15 protein-coding genes are annotated in these 16,537 nt (G+C 42.1%); 13 read left to right on the top strand and 2 right to left on the bottom strand.

Features of this window, described 5'->3' with window-relative positions; all coding sequences use genetic code 11:
* Positions 1-9 precede the first annotated feature (9 nt).
* Positions 10-717, top strand: coding sequence for a dienelactone hydrolase family protein (locus GPM24_RS01520; RefSeq protein WP_199269677.1), 708 nt, complete (start codon positions 10-12; stop codon positions 715-717).
* 36 nt (positions 718-753) lie between these two features.
* A complete protein-coding gene (locus GPM24_RS01515; RefSeq protein WP_158824975.1) occupies positions 754-1,950 on the top strand; it encodes a cation:proton antiporter domain-containing protein in 1,197 nt (398 codons plus the stop codon).
* Positions 1,951-2,016: 66 nt separating this feature from the next.
* Here the strand turns inward: GPM24_RS01515 and GPM24_RS01510 are convergent, their stop codons facing one another.
* Positions 2,017-4,338 carry an Ig-like domain-containing protein gene (locus tag GPM24_RS01510; RefSeq protein ID WP_158824974.1) on the bottom strand — a complete coding sequence of 774 codons (2,322 nt, stop codon included), beginning with the start codon at positions 4,336-4,338 and terminating at the stop codon, positions 2,017-2,019.
* Between the two features lie 648 nt (positions 4,339-4,986).
* On the opposite strand from GPM24_RS01510, the gene GPM24_RS01505 reads away from it, so the two are divergent.
* From GPM24_RS01505 to GPM24_RS01475, 7 genes are all read left to right on the top strand, one after another.
* The gene (locus GPM24_RS01505; protein ID WP_158824973.1) at positions 4,987-5,691 is read left to right on the top strand and encodes an ATP-binding cassette domain-containing protein; all 705 of its coding nucleotides are present in this window, start codon (positions 4,987-4,989) and stop codon (positions 5,689-5,691) included.
* Between the two features lie 125 nt (positions 5,692-5,816).
* Positions 5,817-6,374, top strand: coding sequence for a hypothetical protein (locus GPM24_RS01500; protein ID WP_158824972.1), 558 nt, complete (start codon positions 5,817-5,819; stop codon positions 6,372-6,374).
* Between the two features lie 148 nt (positions 6,375-6,522).
* A complete protein-coding gene (gene gldG, locus GPM24_RS01495) occupies positions 6,523-8,919 on the top strand; it encodes a gliding motility-associated ABC transporter substrate-binding protein GldG (RefSeq protein ID WP_158824971.1) in 2,397 nt (798 codons plus the stop codon).
* Positions 8,920-8,952: 33 nt separating this feature from the next.
* Positions 8,953-10,077, top strand: a complete 1,125-nt coding sequence (gene dnaN / locus GPM24_RS01490; RefSeq protein ID WP_158824970.1) for a DNA polymerase III subunit beta — start codon at positions 8,953-8,955, stop codon at positions 10,075-10,077.
* A gap of 110 nt (positions 10,078-10,187) precedes the next feature.
* Complete coding sequence (locus tag GPM24_RS01485) at positions 10,188-10,883, top strand: DUF4397 domain-containing protein (RefSeq protein ID WP_158824969.1); 696 nt, start codon at positions 10,188-10,190, stop codon at positions 10,881-10,883.
* 73 nt (positions 10,884-10,956) lie between these two features.
* Complete coding sequence (locus GPM24_RS01480) at positions 10,957-11,619, top strand: DUF4397 domain-containing protein (protein WP_158824968.1); 663 nt, start codon at positions 10,957-10,959, stop codon at positions 11,617-11,619.
* A 48-nt stretch (positions 11,620-11,667) separates the two neighbouring features.
* Positions 11,668-12,318: a DedA family protein gene (locus GPM24_RS01475; protein ID WP_158824967.1), complete on the top strand. Its 651-nt coding sequence runs from the start codon at positions 11,668-11,670 to the stop codon at positions 12,316-12,318.
* Here GPM24_RS01475 and GPM24_RS01470 read toward each other — a convergent pair.
* Positions 12,286-13,284 (bottom strand): zinc dependent phospholipase C family protein, encoded by a 999-nt coding sequence (locus tag GPM24_RS01470; protein ID WP_199269676.1) that lies wholly within the window; start codon positions 13,282-13,284, stop codon positions 12,286-12,288. The two genes, GPM24_RS01475 and GPM24_RS01470, sit on opposite strands and share 33 nt — an antisense overlap.
* Before the next feature lie 196 nt (positions 13,285-13,480).
* On the opposite strand from GPM24_RS01470, the gene GPM24_RS01465 reads away from it, so the two are divergent.
* The 4 genes from GPM24_RS01465 to GPM24_RS01450 all read left to right on the top strand — a co-directional run bounded on the left by GPM24_RS01465 (position 13,481) and on the right by GPM24_RS01450 (position 16,442).
* Positions 13,481-14,173: a DUF4397 domain-containing protein gene (locus GPM24_RS01465; RefSeq protein ID WP_158824966.1), complete on the top strand. Its 693-nt coding sequence runs from the start codon at positions 13,481-13,483 to the stop codon at positions 14,171-14,173.
* Positions 14,174-14,316: 143 nt separating this feature from the next.
* The gene (gene rpsT / locus GPM24_RS01460) at positions 14,317-14,571 is read left to right on the top strand and encodes a 30S ribosomal protein S20 (RefSeq protein ID WP_158824965.1); all 255 of its coding nucleotides are present in this window, start codon (positions 14,317-14,319) and stop codon (positions 14,569-14,571) included.
* Between the two features lie 83 nt (positions 14,572-14,654).
* A complete protein-coding gene (radC, locus tag GPM24_RS01455; protein ID WP_158824964.1) occupies positions 14,655-15,353 on the top strand; it encodes a RadC family protein in 699 nt (232 codons plus the stop codon).
* A gap of 93 nt (positions 15,354-15,446) precedes the next feature.
* On the top strand, positions 15,447-16,442 hold the full coding sequence (locus GPM24_RS01450; protein WP_158824963.1) for a YhdH/YhfP family quinone oxidoreductase: 996 nt from the start codon (positions 15,447-15,449) through the stop codon (positions 16,440-16,442).
* Positions 16,443-16,537: the final 95 nt, after the last annotated feature.

The following is a 16,537-nucleotide window of genomic DNA, read 5'->3' as shown; positions in this document are numbered from 1 at the left end:
TTGAGCAGTATGAGCAACACTAACGAAAACTATGTTGATTTAAAATTAAGCGATGATACCACCATGTCTGCTTATGTGGCTTTACCGGTTAATAAGACCGACAAAACGCCCGCCATCCTGGTTTTGCAGGAGGCATTCGGCGTAAACAGTCACATCCGAAACATAGCCGATAGGTTTGCCGCCGAAGGGTATGTAGCTATTGCGCCCGAGCTTTTTCATCGTACAGCCCCAAAAGGTTTTGAGGGTAGTTATACCGACTTTCCAGCCGTGATGCCACATATGCAGGCGCTCAGCAACGAAGGCTTGGCAACCGATTTACAAGCTGCCTACGATTGGCTGCAACAGCAAGATATCGACAAATCATCTGTATTTAGTGTTGGGTATTGCCTGGGTGGCCGTGTATCCTTTTTAGCCAATGCGGTGCTGCCCTTAAAAGCTGCTGTTTCTTACTATGGCGGCCGCACAGACCAGTTAGCCGATATGGTACCCAAGTTACACGGGCCACATTTATTTTTTTGGGGTGGATTGGATAAGCATATTACCGACGAGAGCATTGATACAGTTATTCAGGCGGTTGAAGCTGCCGGTAAAGACTATGTGAATGTCAAGATATCTTATGCCGATCATGGCTTCAATTGTGATGAGCGGGCTAGCTTTCATCCCAAAGCATCAACACAGGCTTGGGCATTAACGCTGTCTTTTCTGGCCAGTCAGTAATTTGGTTGTTTGTAAAAACATGGTTAATCTATCTGCGTGAGTACCTATACTATTTTAATCGTCCTGAGCGGACTGATCATCTTCTCGTACCTGTTCGATTTGTTTGCAGGTAAAACGCGGATACCGTCTGTATTACTGCTGCTATTTTTAGGCGTCAGCGTAAAGCAGTTGGTTACTTATTTTGATATTAAAGTATTCAACCTTGGGGCTATTTTACCCACCCTTGGTACGCTGGGGTTAATACTGATTGTATTTGAAGGCGCGCTGGAACTGAAGTATTCGCCAGCCAAAAATGCAGTAATCAAAAAGTCGTTTTTCTCGGCACTAACTATTTTGCTATGTACTACTTTTTGTATCTCCTGGATATTATGGCAGTTGAGCGGCAGTGATTTTTACCGTTGTTTTATAAATGCCATTCCTTTTTGCGTAGTTAGTTCGGCCATTGCCATACCTTCTGCAGCGAGTATCAATAAACAAAAAAGAGAATTCATTATTTATGAATCTTCCTTTTCTGATATCCTTACGGTGATACTGTTCAACTTTATGCTCAGCAATAAGCATATTAATGTTGGCTCGTTTGCCAAACTGAGTATAGAACTAGCTACCATATTAGCTTTTGCGGTGGGAGCTTGCCTGTTTTTGCTGTACCTCATTGGGCGCATCACCCATCATGTAAAGTTCTTTTTAATAATTGCCATCTTAATTCTGGTATATGCCATCGGGCAGTCGTACCATTTGTCATCACTGATTATCGTGCTGTCGCTCGGGCTGTTTTTAAATAATGCCGACCAGATACGGCCTTTGTGGTTTCGTAAGCAATTTATTTACCCCGGTTTACAGGTAGATCTTAAACAACTACACCAGTTGTCTGCCGAAAGTGCCTTTTTGATGCGAACTTTCTTTTTTGCCATTTTTGGTTTTACCATGGATGTGGATCAGTTGCAAAAGTGGTCGGTGCTTACCATTGGTGGACTTATTTTGCTATCCATTTATGCAATCCGTTTTCTGTATATTAAGCTGGTTTCTAAAACAGATTTAATGCCCGAACTGGTTATTGTTCCCCGAGGCTTAATTAGCGTGTTGCTGTATTACAATTTACCACCCACGTTACGCGTACCCGGTATTGAAACAGGATTGTTATTTGTGGTGGTACTAGCCACCAGTATTATCATGAGTATTGGTTTATTCTTTTCAAACCGCAGAGTTAGCGGAAAAGAATTTGAAAATGTATAAACAAAGTGTTGATATGTGGTAATTGTAAGCTTGTTATGAGTAGTAATAGCTGGTTACACTACAGAGTTAAGTTATCGATGCGCCATTAAGCCCTAGCGCTATGGCGGCTGTTCTAAGCCGGCCAATCAAATCAATATACTCATTATCCGTTAGGCCATGAAAGTTAACCAGCATGGCAATGGTGGCATAAGAGGTGTAGTTAAAATTGTTGTTTTCGTGATACTGGCCTATTGATGGGTTATAATTGATGCCCGTTCCGGGAGCCGTATAAGCCGTATTGGCGGTACCGGCTTTGGTTGTATCAATCCATACCTCGGATACCGAATAATCTAAAGACGGTTTTGCACCCATAAAGCCCAGTTTGTATTGATTAGATGGATCGGCAATGGCTGCGTTATTATTGGCGCCGCACCTGATGCGGCAATTCCCCTGTATTGAACGGGCAATGGATATAACATAGCCAGGATTTTGAAAACCGCCGTAAATTACGTGCGAACCTCCGTCTACCGTTTCGGCAGTGGAGTTATACATAACGGCTCCAAAGCCATTCACAATATTGCTGTCTGTCAGGATACCGTCGTGTAAGGCGTATCTGCCGCTGGCAAATTTCCACCCCTGGGGTGAATAGGCTGACGGGGAGTCTCCAAAAAATATCCATTTATATTGATTTGGGTTAAGGATATTATAACCAATGGCCGATGAATTGGTACCCAAAGGTAAATTGATGTTAATTATTTTACTTAGGTAGCCTGCTTGGTTGATGGCATTATAAAGATCCATCGCAATTTGTTTTTGGACAGGATTAGTAATATTGGCAGCACTGAAGTAGGAATCCAGCGGACCAATTCCGAAAGGAGTGCTGATGGAAACATTTGCAGAGGCCCTGGAAGCGGAAGTAACATTAGCAGGCGACGTTGCTTCCACGTAATAAGTAATTGCCGTGGTAAGTGCAGGCGTTGTAAAGTTGTCTCCCGTAAAAATGGGTGTGCCGCCTACCTGTTGCGTATACCATTTAAAAGTTGAGCCTACTATATCTGCCGATGCGTTAAATGTGGTGGTTTGCCCGCTGGCGATAGATGTACTTGGCGGATTTACGGACACAACAGGAGCTGGGTTGGGTGCCGGGTTAGTAACGGTAATAGCAACACTCGCCCTGTTTGTAGATGCCACGTTGTTGGGCGATACAGCCTCCACATAATAAGTGACACTAGTTGTAAGAGCCTGAGTAGTATAATTGGCACCTGTAGCAACGGGGGTGCCGCCGGTAGCAACGGTGTACCAGTAAAAAGTAGAACCTGTAATGTCGGCACTTGCTGCAAGTGCTACTGTTTGGCCGCTGCTAACAGTTGTGGTGGCAGGCGTAACGGTAACCACCGGTGGCGCCATATAGGTAAACAATAAGGGTTGGGAAGTTGCCACATTTAAGGCAGACAATGTTTTTACCCTCGCTACGCATGTTTCATTCGGACTTAAGTTAAGAATGTCGAAGCTGGTGGCTAATTTATTGACGGTTCCGGCCACCACCCATTGTGTGGCACTGATGTCATATAACTCTACTTGCTGGCTGGTAACTATTATGGTACTTTCTATATAAGGTTGCAGTTTGCTTTTAACGGTGTCAAACAAAATTTGGTGCCCTGCATCATTTAGGTGTATACCATCGCCGCTATCTAAATCAGATTTTATAAATCCGTTGGCATCGGCGGTTGGCGTATAAAAATCTAATAAATCATCCGCGTCTATCAGCGCGTTGGTGGCAACGGTTAATTGCTTTAGGGCATTACGGCCATTTAATGTCAAATTTCGCGGCTGTGTAGTGGATACGTATATTTTGATGCCTGCAATTTTTGCAAGATTGTAAATCGTTAATATATTACTTAAGTACTCTGTATTAGTGTAACCATTGTTCGTATCATTGGTTGGAATATTCATGATAATCACTTTAGGATTTAAAGCTAAAGCGGCGGTAATATTTCGGCTGGTGTTGGCCGCCGGCCTGCCCGACGGTGCAGTATAGCCGGTTGGCATCAAGTTATAAGTAGTACTACCCGCCAGCGCCAAATTAGTAAGTACTTGGTTTTTATAGGTTGCCTGCAGCCAGGTGGTAAGCCGCCCTACATAAGCGTTAGCATAAGTAGAGGCGCCGTTTCCGGCCGAGGTTGATGAACCAATTACTACAACTGTATCGTTATTACCCAAGCTTAGGTTATTATCTATCCAGCTTAGGGATAAACCACCCGGTATGTTAGCAACGGCCAGCCCGGTTTGCGGCTTGGCTAAAAGCGTAACATTATCTGCTTTTGAATTTACGGCGTTAACAATGTTGTTAATTTCATTAGCTGTTAATGTTTCGCCCGGTGTTTTGGTTGGGACTGTGCTATTTGCCATAATCTGATAAATTAATACAGTGTGGTTGATACATCATTTCTTAATTAAAACACAGGCGTATATGCGATATGCACAGTTTGCTAACTAAGCATGTTTACAATAAATGAATGATAAGGAGTGATTTTTTTACGACGTGTAGTAAAAAAGAAAAGTAATAATTGTGAATTTAATTATTACTTAATATTAAAGTGTTGGTAAAGGTGGAAGGTGTTGAAAACGAGGGGTTTTGAGAATTTTTGTGTAGCGATATCTAAAGCTTAGTGGTTCTGTTTTGAGTTTATGCCGTTAGTTTAACTCGTTTAGGTGCTATTCAACTTACTTCGTCCGCTCATTGCCGCAGAGGCTGTTTCTTTTGTTATAGCCACAAAAGAAGTGCAAAGGCCTAGCTGTTGTGATCACCTTTATGCCCACTTACCTTATGCTGGCCCAATAGCAACAGCGGACTTTTGCAATTCTTTTTGGTTCTTTTTTCGTTTGCGGTAAAAGAAAAAGGAACATCCACACGCTGTAGTGTAAGACCATCCTTATCCTAACCAAGCACAAACATAAGCCGGAGCAGAAACAATACAAGCCTCCAAATCAAAAAATCCAAAACAAAAAGCCCTTTCCAACTATCATATTTCGAAACACATCTATAATTTAGCTGCCATGAGCATTCAGGTTGAAGGGTTAACCAAAATATACGGCGTACAAAAAGCAGTGGATAGCATCAGCTTTGGCGCAAAATCAGGGGTGCTGGGCTTTTTAGGGCCTAACGGCGCCGGCAAATCTACCACCATGAAAATGCTTACCGGTTTTGTGCCGCAAACATCGGGTACGGCCAGCGTATGCGGATTTGATATTGCCAGCCAGTCATTAGAGGTACGCCGGCATATTGGCTATTTGCCCGAAAGCAACCCGTTGTACCTGGATATGTATGTAAAAGAGTCGCTAAATTTTATTGCACGTGTACATGGCTTGCACAATCCCGCTGCACGTATTGCCGAAGTATTAGAGCAAACCGGTTTGGGACCCGAACAACATAAAAAAATTGGTCAGCTTTCTAAAGGTTATAAGCAACGGGTAGGCTTGGCGCAGGCTATATTGCACAACCCGGAAGTGCTCATTTTGGACGAACCTACCTCCGGCCTTGATCCCAATCAGCTGATTGGCATACGGCAATTGATTAAAGACTTGGGTACTACCAAAACCGTTGTGTTGTCAACCCACATTATGCAGGAAGTAGAGGCTGTATGTAATCGTGTAGTTATCATTAATAAAGGGAAAATTGTGGCTGATGACAGCTTGAACAGCCTTATTCAAAATTATCAGGAGAACAGTTTAGAAAAGGTATTTATTAAACTAACCAATTGAATAGAATATAACTATCTCACTTTTTTAAGGATTATTAAGGCCTTTAATTTCATAAACATGATAGGATGAGAAAAACGCCAGAATGCTATATTTGCGACTGGTAAAACTTAAACCTTATCAACATCATGAAAAAAATTCTCTTAGCTGCTATAGCCAGCTTTGCTATGTTCACTGGCGCTTTCGCGCAAGGTCCAGGTTCTAAACTAAGTGTTGGCCCCGAAGTTGGGTTGCCTTTAGGCGATGCTGGGGACGGGTATTCTGTAACTTTAGGTGGTACGCTAAAATTAGAAGTACCGGTAAGCAATTCTAACTTCAATGTTACATTTACTTCAGGATATATCAATTACTTTGGTAAAAATGTCCAATTGGATTATGCTACGTATAATGGGATTTATAGTGTACGCGGCAAGTTGGATAACCAAGGCTTTATTCCGGTAAAAATCGGTGGAAAGTATTACGCTAATAAGAACGTTTATTTTGAAGGCGAAGTTGGTATAGTAACCAATGTTAATTCATCATCTAGTAGTACTGCATTTGCTTATGCGCCAAGTATAGGTGTTTCTTTACCTGTAGCTGATACGAAAAATGCTTTCGATTTGGGCTTCCGTTACGAGGGTTGGACAAAAGATGGTAATGTGGTAAGTCAAATTGCATTGCGTTTGGCTTATAAATTCAAATTATAACATATACTTACCAAATAAAAAAGGTCGGGTAATAATTACTACCCGACCTTTTTTATTTGGTAAAAAAACACAATTTCGTGCATTCCTATATTAATGTATTTTATAATAGGATGTTGTAGCAGAAGCCTGCGTTTACCTTTATCATACTATGTTAAGTATTTTTCGAAAAGAAATAACCTCTTACCTCAGTTCTTTAGTAGCCTATGTAACTATCGGCGTGTTTTTGCTGGTGTTGGGTTTGTTTTTGTGGGTATTTCCAGAATCGAGTATATTAGAATACGGGTATGCCAGTTTGGAGAGCCTCTTTACTACAGCGCCCTATTTGTTTATGTTCCTTATTCCGGCCATTACCATGCGCTCATTGGCGGAAGAACGCCGTGAGGGCACCTTTGAGCTGCTGGTTACCCGTCCGCTTACCGATTGGCAAATTGTTTTGGGCAAATACCTGGCTTGTGTGGTTCTGGTGATATTTGCCTTGTTGCCTACATTAATTTATGTGTACTCAGTATCGGTGTTGGGCAACCCGCAAGGGAATTTGGATACCGGGGCGGTAATAGGTTCGTATATAGGTTTGTTTTTGTTAGGTGCTGCCTTTGTGGCCATAGGGTTGTTTGCCTCGTCGGTTAGCAAAAATCAGATTATTGCTTTTACCATAGCCGTATTTATCAGCTTCTTTTTTTACAGCGGTTTTGATTCTATCAGCCAGCTGCTATCACTACAAAACTATGATGTACGCAGCTTAGGCATATCCCGGCATTACGAATCCGTAAGCCGTGGGGTACTAGATACGCGCGACCTGGCCTACTTCCTGATTTTATCAGGCTTCTTTTTAGCTTTAACGTTACTGGTCATTACCCGGCAAAGGCAAAAAAGCATGCGTTATACCGCGCTGCCTGGTTTAGTAGGCGCACTAATTATTATCTGTATCCTTTCAGTCCTTGCTTTCACCCGGGTTGATTTTACCAGCGAAAAGCGTTTTACACTTTCCAACGTCAGCCGTGGCGTGATGGATAGTCTGCCGCAGCCCGTTAACGTAACTGTTTATTTGCAGGGTAGTGATTTGCCGGGCGGCATGAAACGCTTGCAACGTGCTACCGGCGATATGCTAAATGATCTGGAAGCCTATAGTCACCGCAAGCTGCACTTTAATTTTGTAAACCCGCTCGAAGGTAAACCGCAGCAAGAGCAAGACCAGGTAATGCAGGATATGCAAGCGCAGGGGTTGGAGCCAACCAACCTGAGTGTTAAAACAGATAACGGCATATCGCAAAAAATTATCTTCCCGGCGGCCATGATTAAGGCAGGCGACCGTGAGATAGGAGTAAAGTTACTGCAAACGCGTATTGGGTTATCGCCCGACGAAGTGTTAAATAACTCTATTCAAAACTTGGAATATGCCTTCACTTCAGCCATTAAAAAAGCAACCAGCGGCGGTAAACCCCGAGTTGGCTTCACTGAAGGACACAACGAGTTAAGTGACTTGCAATTATACGATGCTAGGAAAAGTCTAAGCGATGGTTTTCTAGTTGGACGCATAAATTTAAATACAATATCCTTTGATTCATTACGTAAGCTAAAGCTGCTAATAGTGCCTAAGCCCGACAAAGCATTTACAGAACTCGAAAAATTTAAAATAGACCAATACCTGATGCGTGGGGGGCGTATTATATGGGCCGTTGACCAAGTAAGTGCCGAATTAGACAGCCTGCGCGGTCATGGTGGCGAACAGTTAACTTTTCCGAAGCAATTGAACTTGGATGATCAACTGTTTCGATACGGTGTGCGACTGAATTATGATTTAATTGCCGACTTGAACTGTGGTCAGATTCCGGTGGCCACAGGCAACGTTGGCGGCCAGGCGCAAATACAAATGGTGCCTTGGTTGTTTTACCCAGTTTTTGTGCCCATCGCTAAACATCCGCTGGTTAAAAATCTGGAAGGTATCCGTAGCGAATTCGCCGGAACTATAGATACATTGGCCGTAAAAGGTACCAGCAAAACCATATTGTTAACCTCGTCGCCTTATAACAAAAGCCTCAAAACACCTTATACTCTATCCTTGCAGGCATTGGAGCAGGAGCCCGATCCAAAAGAATTTCGGAGTCCGATTAAAACAGTTGGCGTATTGCTGGAAGGGAAATTTATGTCCGATTTCCAAAACCGCCCTATGCCCGAAGGTTTGAACGAACAGGTAGAGGTGTTAAACAGCAGCCGCCTGGCCAAAATGATTGTATTGAGTGATGGCGACATATTGAAGAACCAGGTAGGTACCGATGGTTCACCATTTCCGCTGGGTTTTGACCGTTATACGCAGCAAACCTTTGGCAACAAAAACCTGCTGCTGAATATGGTAGATTATTTGGCCGATGACTCGGGACTGATTGCCTTGCGCAACAAAGAAGTGCAGCTGCGTTTATTAAACCGTGCGCGGGTAAAAAACGAAAAGATGTACTGGCAGGTGGTAAACACCGTAGTGCCGCTGGCAGTAGTGTTAATATTTGCTATTTTTCAACATTATTACCGCAGACGAAAGTATGCGCATTAATTTTTATACTTTTGGATTGATTAATTATAGTTTATGAGATTCATTGTTTCTACATTAACATTACTGAAGCAATTGCAGTCGGTAAGTGGTGCGTTGAGCAACAGTACCGTATTACCTATACTGGAAAACTTTTTGTTTGAGATTAAAGACGGTAACCTCACCATTTCGGCTACCGATTTGCAAACCAGCATGACCACCTCATTGGCGGTTGAAGCAAAAGAGAATGGCCGTATTGCCATCCCTTCACGCATTTTACTGGATACGCTGAAATCTCTTCCTGAACAACCTATTGCTTTTTCGGTTGATGACAGAACTTTTGCTATCGAAATTAGCGCGGGTGATGGTAAATACAAACTGAGCGGCGAAAACGGAGAGGATTTTCCAAAAATTCCGGTGGTTGAAAATGCTTCATCAGTAAATCTGCCTGCATCTGTACTGGGCGAGGCAATTAACAAAACCATATTTGCGGTGAGTAACGATGAGTTGCGCCCGGCCATGACTGGGGTTTATTGCCAGTTGTCGCCACAGTCGCTTACTTTCGTTTCTACCGATGCGCATAAACTGGTTCGTTACCGTCGTAAAGATGCCCAAGCGGCCAGCAATACATCATTCATCTTGCCTAAAAAGGCGCTTAACCTGTTAAAGTCGGCGTTACCAAACGAGGATGTAAATGTATCGGTTGAGTACAATAACACCAGCGCATTTTTCCGTTTCGGCAATATTAACCTGGTTTGTCGCTTAATTGACGAGCGTTACCCGGATTATGAAGCGGTTATTCCACAAAGTAATCCTAACCGCTTAACTATTGATCGTCAGGCGTTTTTAGGTTCATTGCAGCGTGTAGCTATTTATGCTAACAAAACTACCCACCAGGTACGCTTAAAAGTAAGCGGCAGTGAATTGAATATATCATCAGAAGATATTGACTTTGCTAATGAAGCGCATGAGCGTTTATCTTGCCAATATGAAGGTGATGATTTGGAAATTGGCTTCAATGCCCGTTTTTTAATCGAAATGCTGAAAAACCTGAACTGCGAGGAAGTATCCCTGCATATGTCAACTCCTAACCGTGCCGGCTTATTACTGCCACAAGGAGGCGATGAAAACGAGGATATCCTGATGCTGGTAATGCCCGTGATGCTAAACAGCTACGCTTAATTAAGAACCCAATTGTAAAACTAATAATACCAAGTCCGGCTGCAAAGCCGGACTTTTTAGTTCGGCGTCAGATAACAAATGCCAAAATTAGGAGTTATAAAACAAGCGATATGAACCGAAAACCATCTTATTATGTGCTTGCTACATTATTTATTATTGGGCTGGCCGTAGTTGTGTCTTGTAATAAAGGCGATGATACATTGCCAGTGGTATCTGCAAATGCCCGGGTAAATGTAATTAACACCACCGGGCAAACAATTAATTACTATGTAAGTGGTACTCGTCAAAATAATACTGGCGGTATTGTGCCGGGTGGAGCCACTGGCTATACCAATTTGCCAGAAGGCGACCAGCAGTTGTTGTTCAAATATGCGTTCAATAAAAACAATTTATCGAGCATTGATACTTTGTTTTCGCTACCCATTCGGTTAGATAATGCTGCTTATTCTGTTTTTGTTACCAGCACATCCCGTAACGGGGTAATTGCTACACGCGATACGGTTGCATCATCTGCTGATACTATACCTTCAGTTAGATTCATACACGCTTCATCCAATTTACCAGCTTTGCGAGTAGAATTGAACGATACCGTACGTTTTGCCAATGTTGCTTATAAATCGGTAAGCAGTTTCAAAAAGCTTACGCGCGGAATTAAAATTATCCGCATTTATACCGCAACCGGCACATCGCCTTTGTATAGTTTAACACAAACACTTAGCAGAGGCAAATATACGTTGTTTGTGCAGGGAGCGCTGAATGCTACCCGGACGGATGATGCTATAAAAGCTATTTTGTTATCAAATTAATTATTTAACTTCTATGTTAATTAACAAGTGTAATTTACGGCACTTATATTTAAGTAGCATTATTTTGTGTGCTATGATTGCCATGCTTGGGTGTGGTAAAGACAATAACTCTAATGTAAGCGCCCAAAACGTACAGTTGCTGATTGCCAATTTGAGCCCTGATCTATACCCTCTTGAATTTTACGTCAACAACGTTAGGCAAGGCAGTTCAACTACCTATAGTTTTAATAACACACCAGCATACTTTTCCTTAAGTACAACTAATCAGTCATTGGCAATACGTTCGTCGCGTGTTACAGGTAATTTGTTTCGTATTGATACCACTTTACGCTCAGACCGTAGGTATTCACTTTTTGTAGTAGGTATGTATGCGGATAGTACCTATAAACGTATTTTTTTACCAGATGATACCGCTGCAGTAGCACCAATTGGTAAAGGTGGGCGCCTTCGGTTTGTTAATGGCTCGCCAGGTACAACCAGTTTTGATGTATGGGCTAATGGAACCTTAGCTATCAAAAATATTAAGTTCTCAGCCGTTTCTCCTTACATTACGCTTCCGGCGGGTAGCTACACTTTTAGGGTTTTTGCAGCCGGCACCTCAAAAACAGAACTGGCCAGTACACCTTATATAACTATACAAGATGGCCGGTTATATACCCTCTATTCAAAAGGGATACCAAACAGGCCCGCAACAGATTCGGCACGTTTAAGTCTGGCTTATATCCTGAATAATTAACGCTGCATTTTAAAATGTATTTCTATTTTTGATGCAAATTTTAAAGAAGTGGAATACATACACAGCATCATTGATTTTATACTGCATATAGATAAGCACCTGTCCGAAATTATGAGCCAGTATCAGGATTGGACTTATCTAATTCTTTTTCTGATCATTTTTGCTGAAACCGGCTTTGTGGTTACACCATTCCTGCCCGGCGATTCGCTGCTGTTTGCAGCCGGTGCTTTAATTGCCGGTGGTAACACCGGGCTAAGTATTTATGTGCTGGCCTTGTTATTAATTATTGCTGCATTTGCTGGTAACACGGTTAATTATATGCTGGGTAATTACTTAGGCCCTAAAGTATTCAAACCACAGAATAAAATCTTAAAGCTGGATTATTACTTGCAAACGCAAGCCTTTTTTGATAAGCATGGCGGTAAGGCGGTTATTTTAAGTCGTTTTATGCCTATAATTCGTACCGTAGCACCGTTTGTAGCTGGTGTAGGCAAGATGCCTATGGCACGCTATAGCCTGTATAATATTATTGGCGGTTTGGCTTGGGTAATTACGTTTTTACTGCTAGGTTACCTGTTAGGTAACATTCCATTCTTTAAAAAGAATTTCTCGCTGATTGCGCTGGCTATTGTATTAGTGTCAATCATCCCACCAATTTATGCAGCTTTAAAAAGCCGGTTTAGCCGCCGCACGGCCTGATGTTGCTTCAGTAATAATTTTATTTGTTATCCCAAAGCTGGGCGGAAGCAATATTACATGCCCGCTTTTATACAGTAATTGCTCTTGCGCCAGTTTTTGCTTTTGTGTGATAGTAAGCGGCGTGTCAATCATTTTATTTAAATCGGGCTGGCCGGCATCAACCCAGGCTGAGTACCAATAGCTGCCAATATTAAGAACAGCCATACGCATACGGCGCTGTACCATGCCGTTTAAAGCTTTTTGATACGCCCGGCAATAAGCAGGGGAGTAGTCGGTAATTTTACGTTTGCCCCGCTGCACGGTTGTGTATTTTTGATCGGGCGGAAACGTTTTGTTCAATTGCCTTTCTATACGCAATACCGAATCCACACATTTAAATGAGCTGCGGCAAATAATAAATGCTTGCCAAAGCGGATTGTCCAGGTAGCGGGCTTTACCCACATAGTAATTGTATTGCTGGCCAAACTGTTCGGGCAGGCGGCTTTCCCACAAAGCATGAATACCTTCTTGCTGGGTTAGCTGTCCATCATGGTTTTGTGTAAGATGCAGCGGTACGCAAGCGTCAGCCACGTAATGGCCTAAAAAAGCAGAGGTACGCAAAACAGCACTGGTGTCATGGTTTTTAAAAGCGTTAACTAGTTTGTAATACGTGTATTGTATTGTCCATGGCAGGGTGCCATACTTGTTTAATGTATCGGCCGAATATCTTTTAACCGCATCATCCCATTTTTGCGGAACGGTATGAAAAGGATCTTTACCATAATGATCGGCGTTAAAGTAATGGTGTGGTATTTCGGTTGAGTCAATATAGCGCAGCTTGTCAGGTGTAACAGCGTGCCCGGTTAAATAATCTATATGATTTAAGTAAAATTCACTCATTCCTTTGGGTAGCGTAAACACAGCCAAACGGTTGAGCCGGTAGTGCGCATAAAAGCCCCATGAACAACAAAGGGCAATTAAAAACATGGCCAACGCAAATTTTATAGAATATTTAATCAAAGGTTAAATAGCTGAAAGTAAGGCAAATTTAAAATAACTGTCGCAGTTTGCTGGTATCTGCGGTGTAAAATTAACCGGGCTGGGCACTAAAATGACGGTTTTGGCGTATATATTTGTAACGGGCATTTGAAAAGCCTGCATTTTTTTACATCAACTCTATTCTATGAAAGTATCTACAATTACCTTTAAGCAGGTAGTACGCTACGCTGCACTTTGCGTTTTAAGTGTTGTTTTATTATCGTCATGCAAAAAAGATGATCCTTACAATTTTGAAGGAACGTTATATGCAAACGTCAACTTTATTAATACTAGTCCGGATGCTGGTACAGCTGGTTTTTATGTTGAAAATATTCTTCGCACGCCCAAGGTAGTGGCTTACGGTGATGCTTCTGGGTACAACAAAACATACGCTGGTGACCAAGACATTTCAGCCAAAAGTGCATCTGAAAATACATTGGTTTCTTCAACCGCACAGTTTGATGTAAAAACTAATTATACCGTTTTTTTGGTAGGACAAACCACTGCGTTGGGCTTGTTAAAAGTAACCGACGATCAAACCGCACCTTCTTCAAATAAAGCTAAAGTTCGCTTTGTGAATACATCGCCTAGTGCATCTTCGGCCAGTTTGTTAACCAGCGCTACCACCGGATTATTTTCTAACATTGCTTATCGGGCAGTTAGTGATTATGCAGAGGTTGATGCGGGTTCATATTCATTATCTGTACTAAGCGGAAACAACAGATCTGCAGCAACAGGCGTTACTTTTGCAAGCGGAAAAATATATACTGTTTACGCAAAAGGTGTTATCGGTAACGGCACTACACCGTTTAGCGTAGGTGTATTTTTAAATAACTAATTGATTTTAAGCTTGCTTAGATTTGGAGCAGCAAAATGGGCAGACTTTTAGATTGTGGAAAAATTTAAAATATATGCTTGCTAAATTTATTTTTAACCCATATATTTGCAGTCCGAAATTAAAAGAAAGAATAATTAGCTAAAATGGCAAATCATAAATCAGCAATAAAAAGAATCAGAGCCAACGCTGCGAAGCGTCTTCGTAACAGATATCAGGCTAAAACAACCAGAAACGCTATCAAAAAATTAAGAGGCACCACCAGCAAAGCTGAAGCGGCTCCTTTGTTAACTAAAGTGATTTCTATGCTGGATCGTTTAGCTAAGAAAAATGTTATTCATAAAAACAAAGCTTCTAACAATAAGTCAAAACTGACTAAATTTGTTAACGGCTTACAATAATCATATTTAGTGTCATTTTAAAAGGGCTGTACGCAAGTACGGCCCTTTTTTGTTTTATACATTTTTTTAAATAGTTTAACGCCGTGGAAGCGTACGAAACCAAAATCAGTATCAAGGCATGGGCAGAAGAAGACCGCCCGCGCGAAAAGCTAAACAGCCAGGGCCGCCGCGCATTAAGCGATGCCGAACTGATTGCTATACTAATTGGTTCGGGCAGTAGAACCGAATCGGCAGTAGAATTAAGTAAACGCATTTTACATCATTACGATAATGATTTGCAAAAGCTCGGCAAGGTTTCGGTAACCGAATTGTCTAAGTTTAAAGGCATAGGCGAAGCCAAAGCTATTTCTATTATTGCTGCGCTTGAATTGGGCCGCAGACGCAATGATACTGAGATAAAAACCCCGGATGTAGTGAATGGCAGCCAGAGCGGCTACCAAGTACTGCGCCGCCACCTGGTAGATCTGAATCACGAAGAGTTTTGGATTTTATTACTAAGCCGTAGCTGCAAAGTTATTTCTAAGGAATTGATTAGCAAAGGTGGCTTATCGGGAACCGTAGCCGATCCTAAAATTATATTTCACATAGCCTTGCAGCACCAGGCGTCATCTATTATTCTGGCGCATAATCATCCATCAGGCAACTTAAAGCCAAGTCAGCAGGATATTGATTTAACCCGCAAAATTCATCAGGCCGGCCGGATATTGGATATTGGCGTGCTCGATCATTTAATTATTACCGATGGCGGTTATTTTAGCTTTGCGGATGAAGGACTGTTGTAGTAAGGCTGCTTACTTATATTCAACTTTCACGTTGCGTAAAACAAAAAAACCTTACTGGTATTAAATCCTCAATACATATTCATTTGAAAAGTTATGGATACTTTGTTTAATGCCCTGCTTATTTCGGAAGCTGATGGTCGTTTTGTAAAAGAAATCAAACAGCTTAACACCCGTCAGCTACCCGACGGTGAGTTGCTTATTCAGGTTAAATACTCATCGCTTAATTATAAAGATGCACTATCTGCCTCGGGCAACAAGGGTGTCACCAAAAAGTATCCGCATGTGCCTGGGGTAGATGCGGCAGGTGTGGTGGTAAAATCTAAAACGGCTAATTTTGCTGAAGGCGATGAAGTGCTGGTAACCGGTTTCGACCTGGGGATGAACACTTGGGGCGGTTTTGGTGAATATATTAGCATACCGGCGGCCTGGGCATTGCCTTTGCCAAACGGCTTAACTATGCGCGAAGCCATGTGTTATGGTACAGCCGGGTTAACTGCGGCTTTATCCGTACATGAATTAATGAAAAAGGGTATTAAGCCGGCTTATGGTACTATTGCTGTAAGTGGTGCCAGCGGTGGGGTAGGGAGTATGGCTACGGCTATGCTAGTTAAACTTGGCTTTGCGGTAGCAGCTATTTCTGGTAAAAGTGACGACGTGTTTTTGCTGAATACGCTGGGCGCAAAAGAAATCATCAATCGTAACGAGTTTATAGGCATTTATAACGGTAAGCCGTTAAGTAGTCCGGCTTTTGCAGCCGGTATAGATACCACCGGCGGTGATATACTATCGGGTATGTTAAAGGCTACGCAGTATGGCGGTATAGTAACCTGTTGTGGTATGGTTGCTTCTACTGATTTGCATACAACTATCTTTCCGTTTATTTTACGAGGCGTACATTTGGCTGGAATCGATTCGGTTGTGGCCCCGGTTGATTTACGTAAAAACATGTGGCAATTGTTGGCATCTGACTGGAAGCCTGCTAATTTAAGCGATTTAGTGCAAGAGGTACGCTTACCCGAGCTTGCTGATAAACTGGATGAAATACTGAAAGGTAAAGCTAAAGGCCGTTATATTTTGGCACATAATTAAGCTGGCTTCTTCGTTGCTTTCTAAGTGTTTTGGCCCTGTGCAGCTAAGTGCTTGTGTTTATGCTTTGACGTATGGTTTCTGTCATCCAAAGTGAA

This window comes from Mucilaginibacter lacusdianchii (assembly GCF_009770985.1).
GTDB classification, from domain to species: domain Bacteria; phylum Bacteroidota; class Bacteroidia; order Sphingobacteriales; family Sphingobacteriaceae; genus Mucilaginibacter; species Mucilaginibacter lacusdianchii.
The sequence above is the reverse complement of the archived record's forward strand: the minus strand, read 5'-3'. Positions and strand labels throughout refer to the sequence as shown.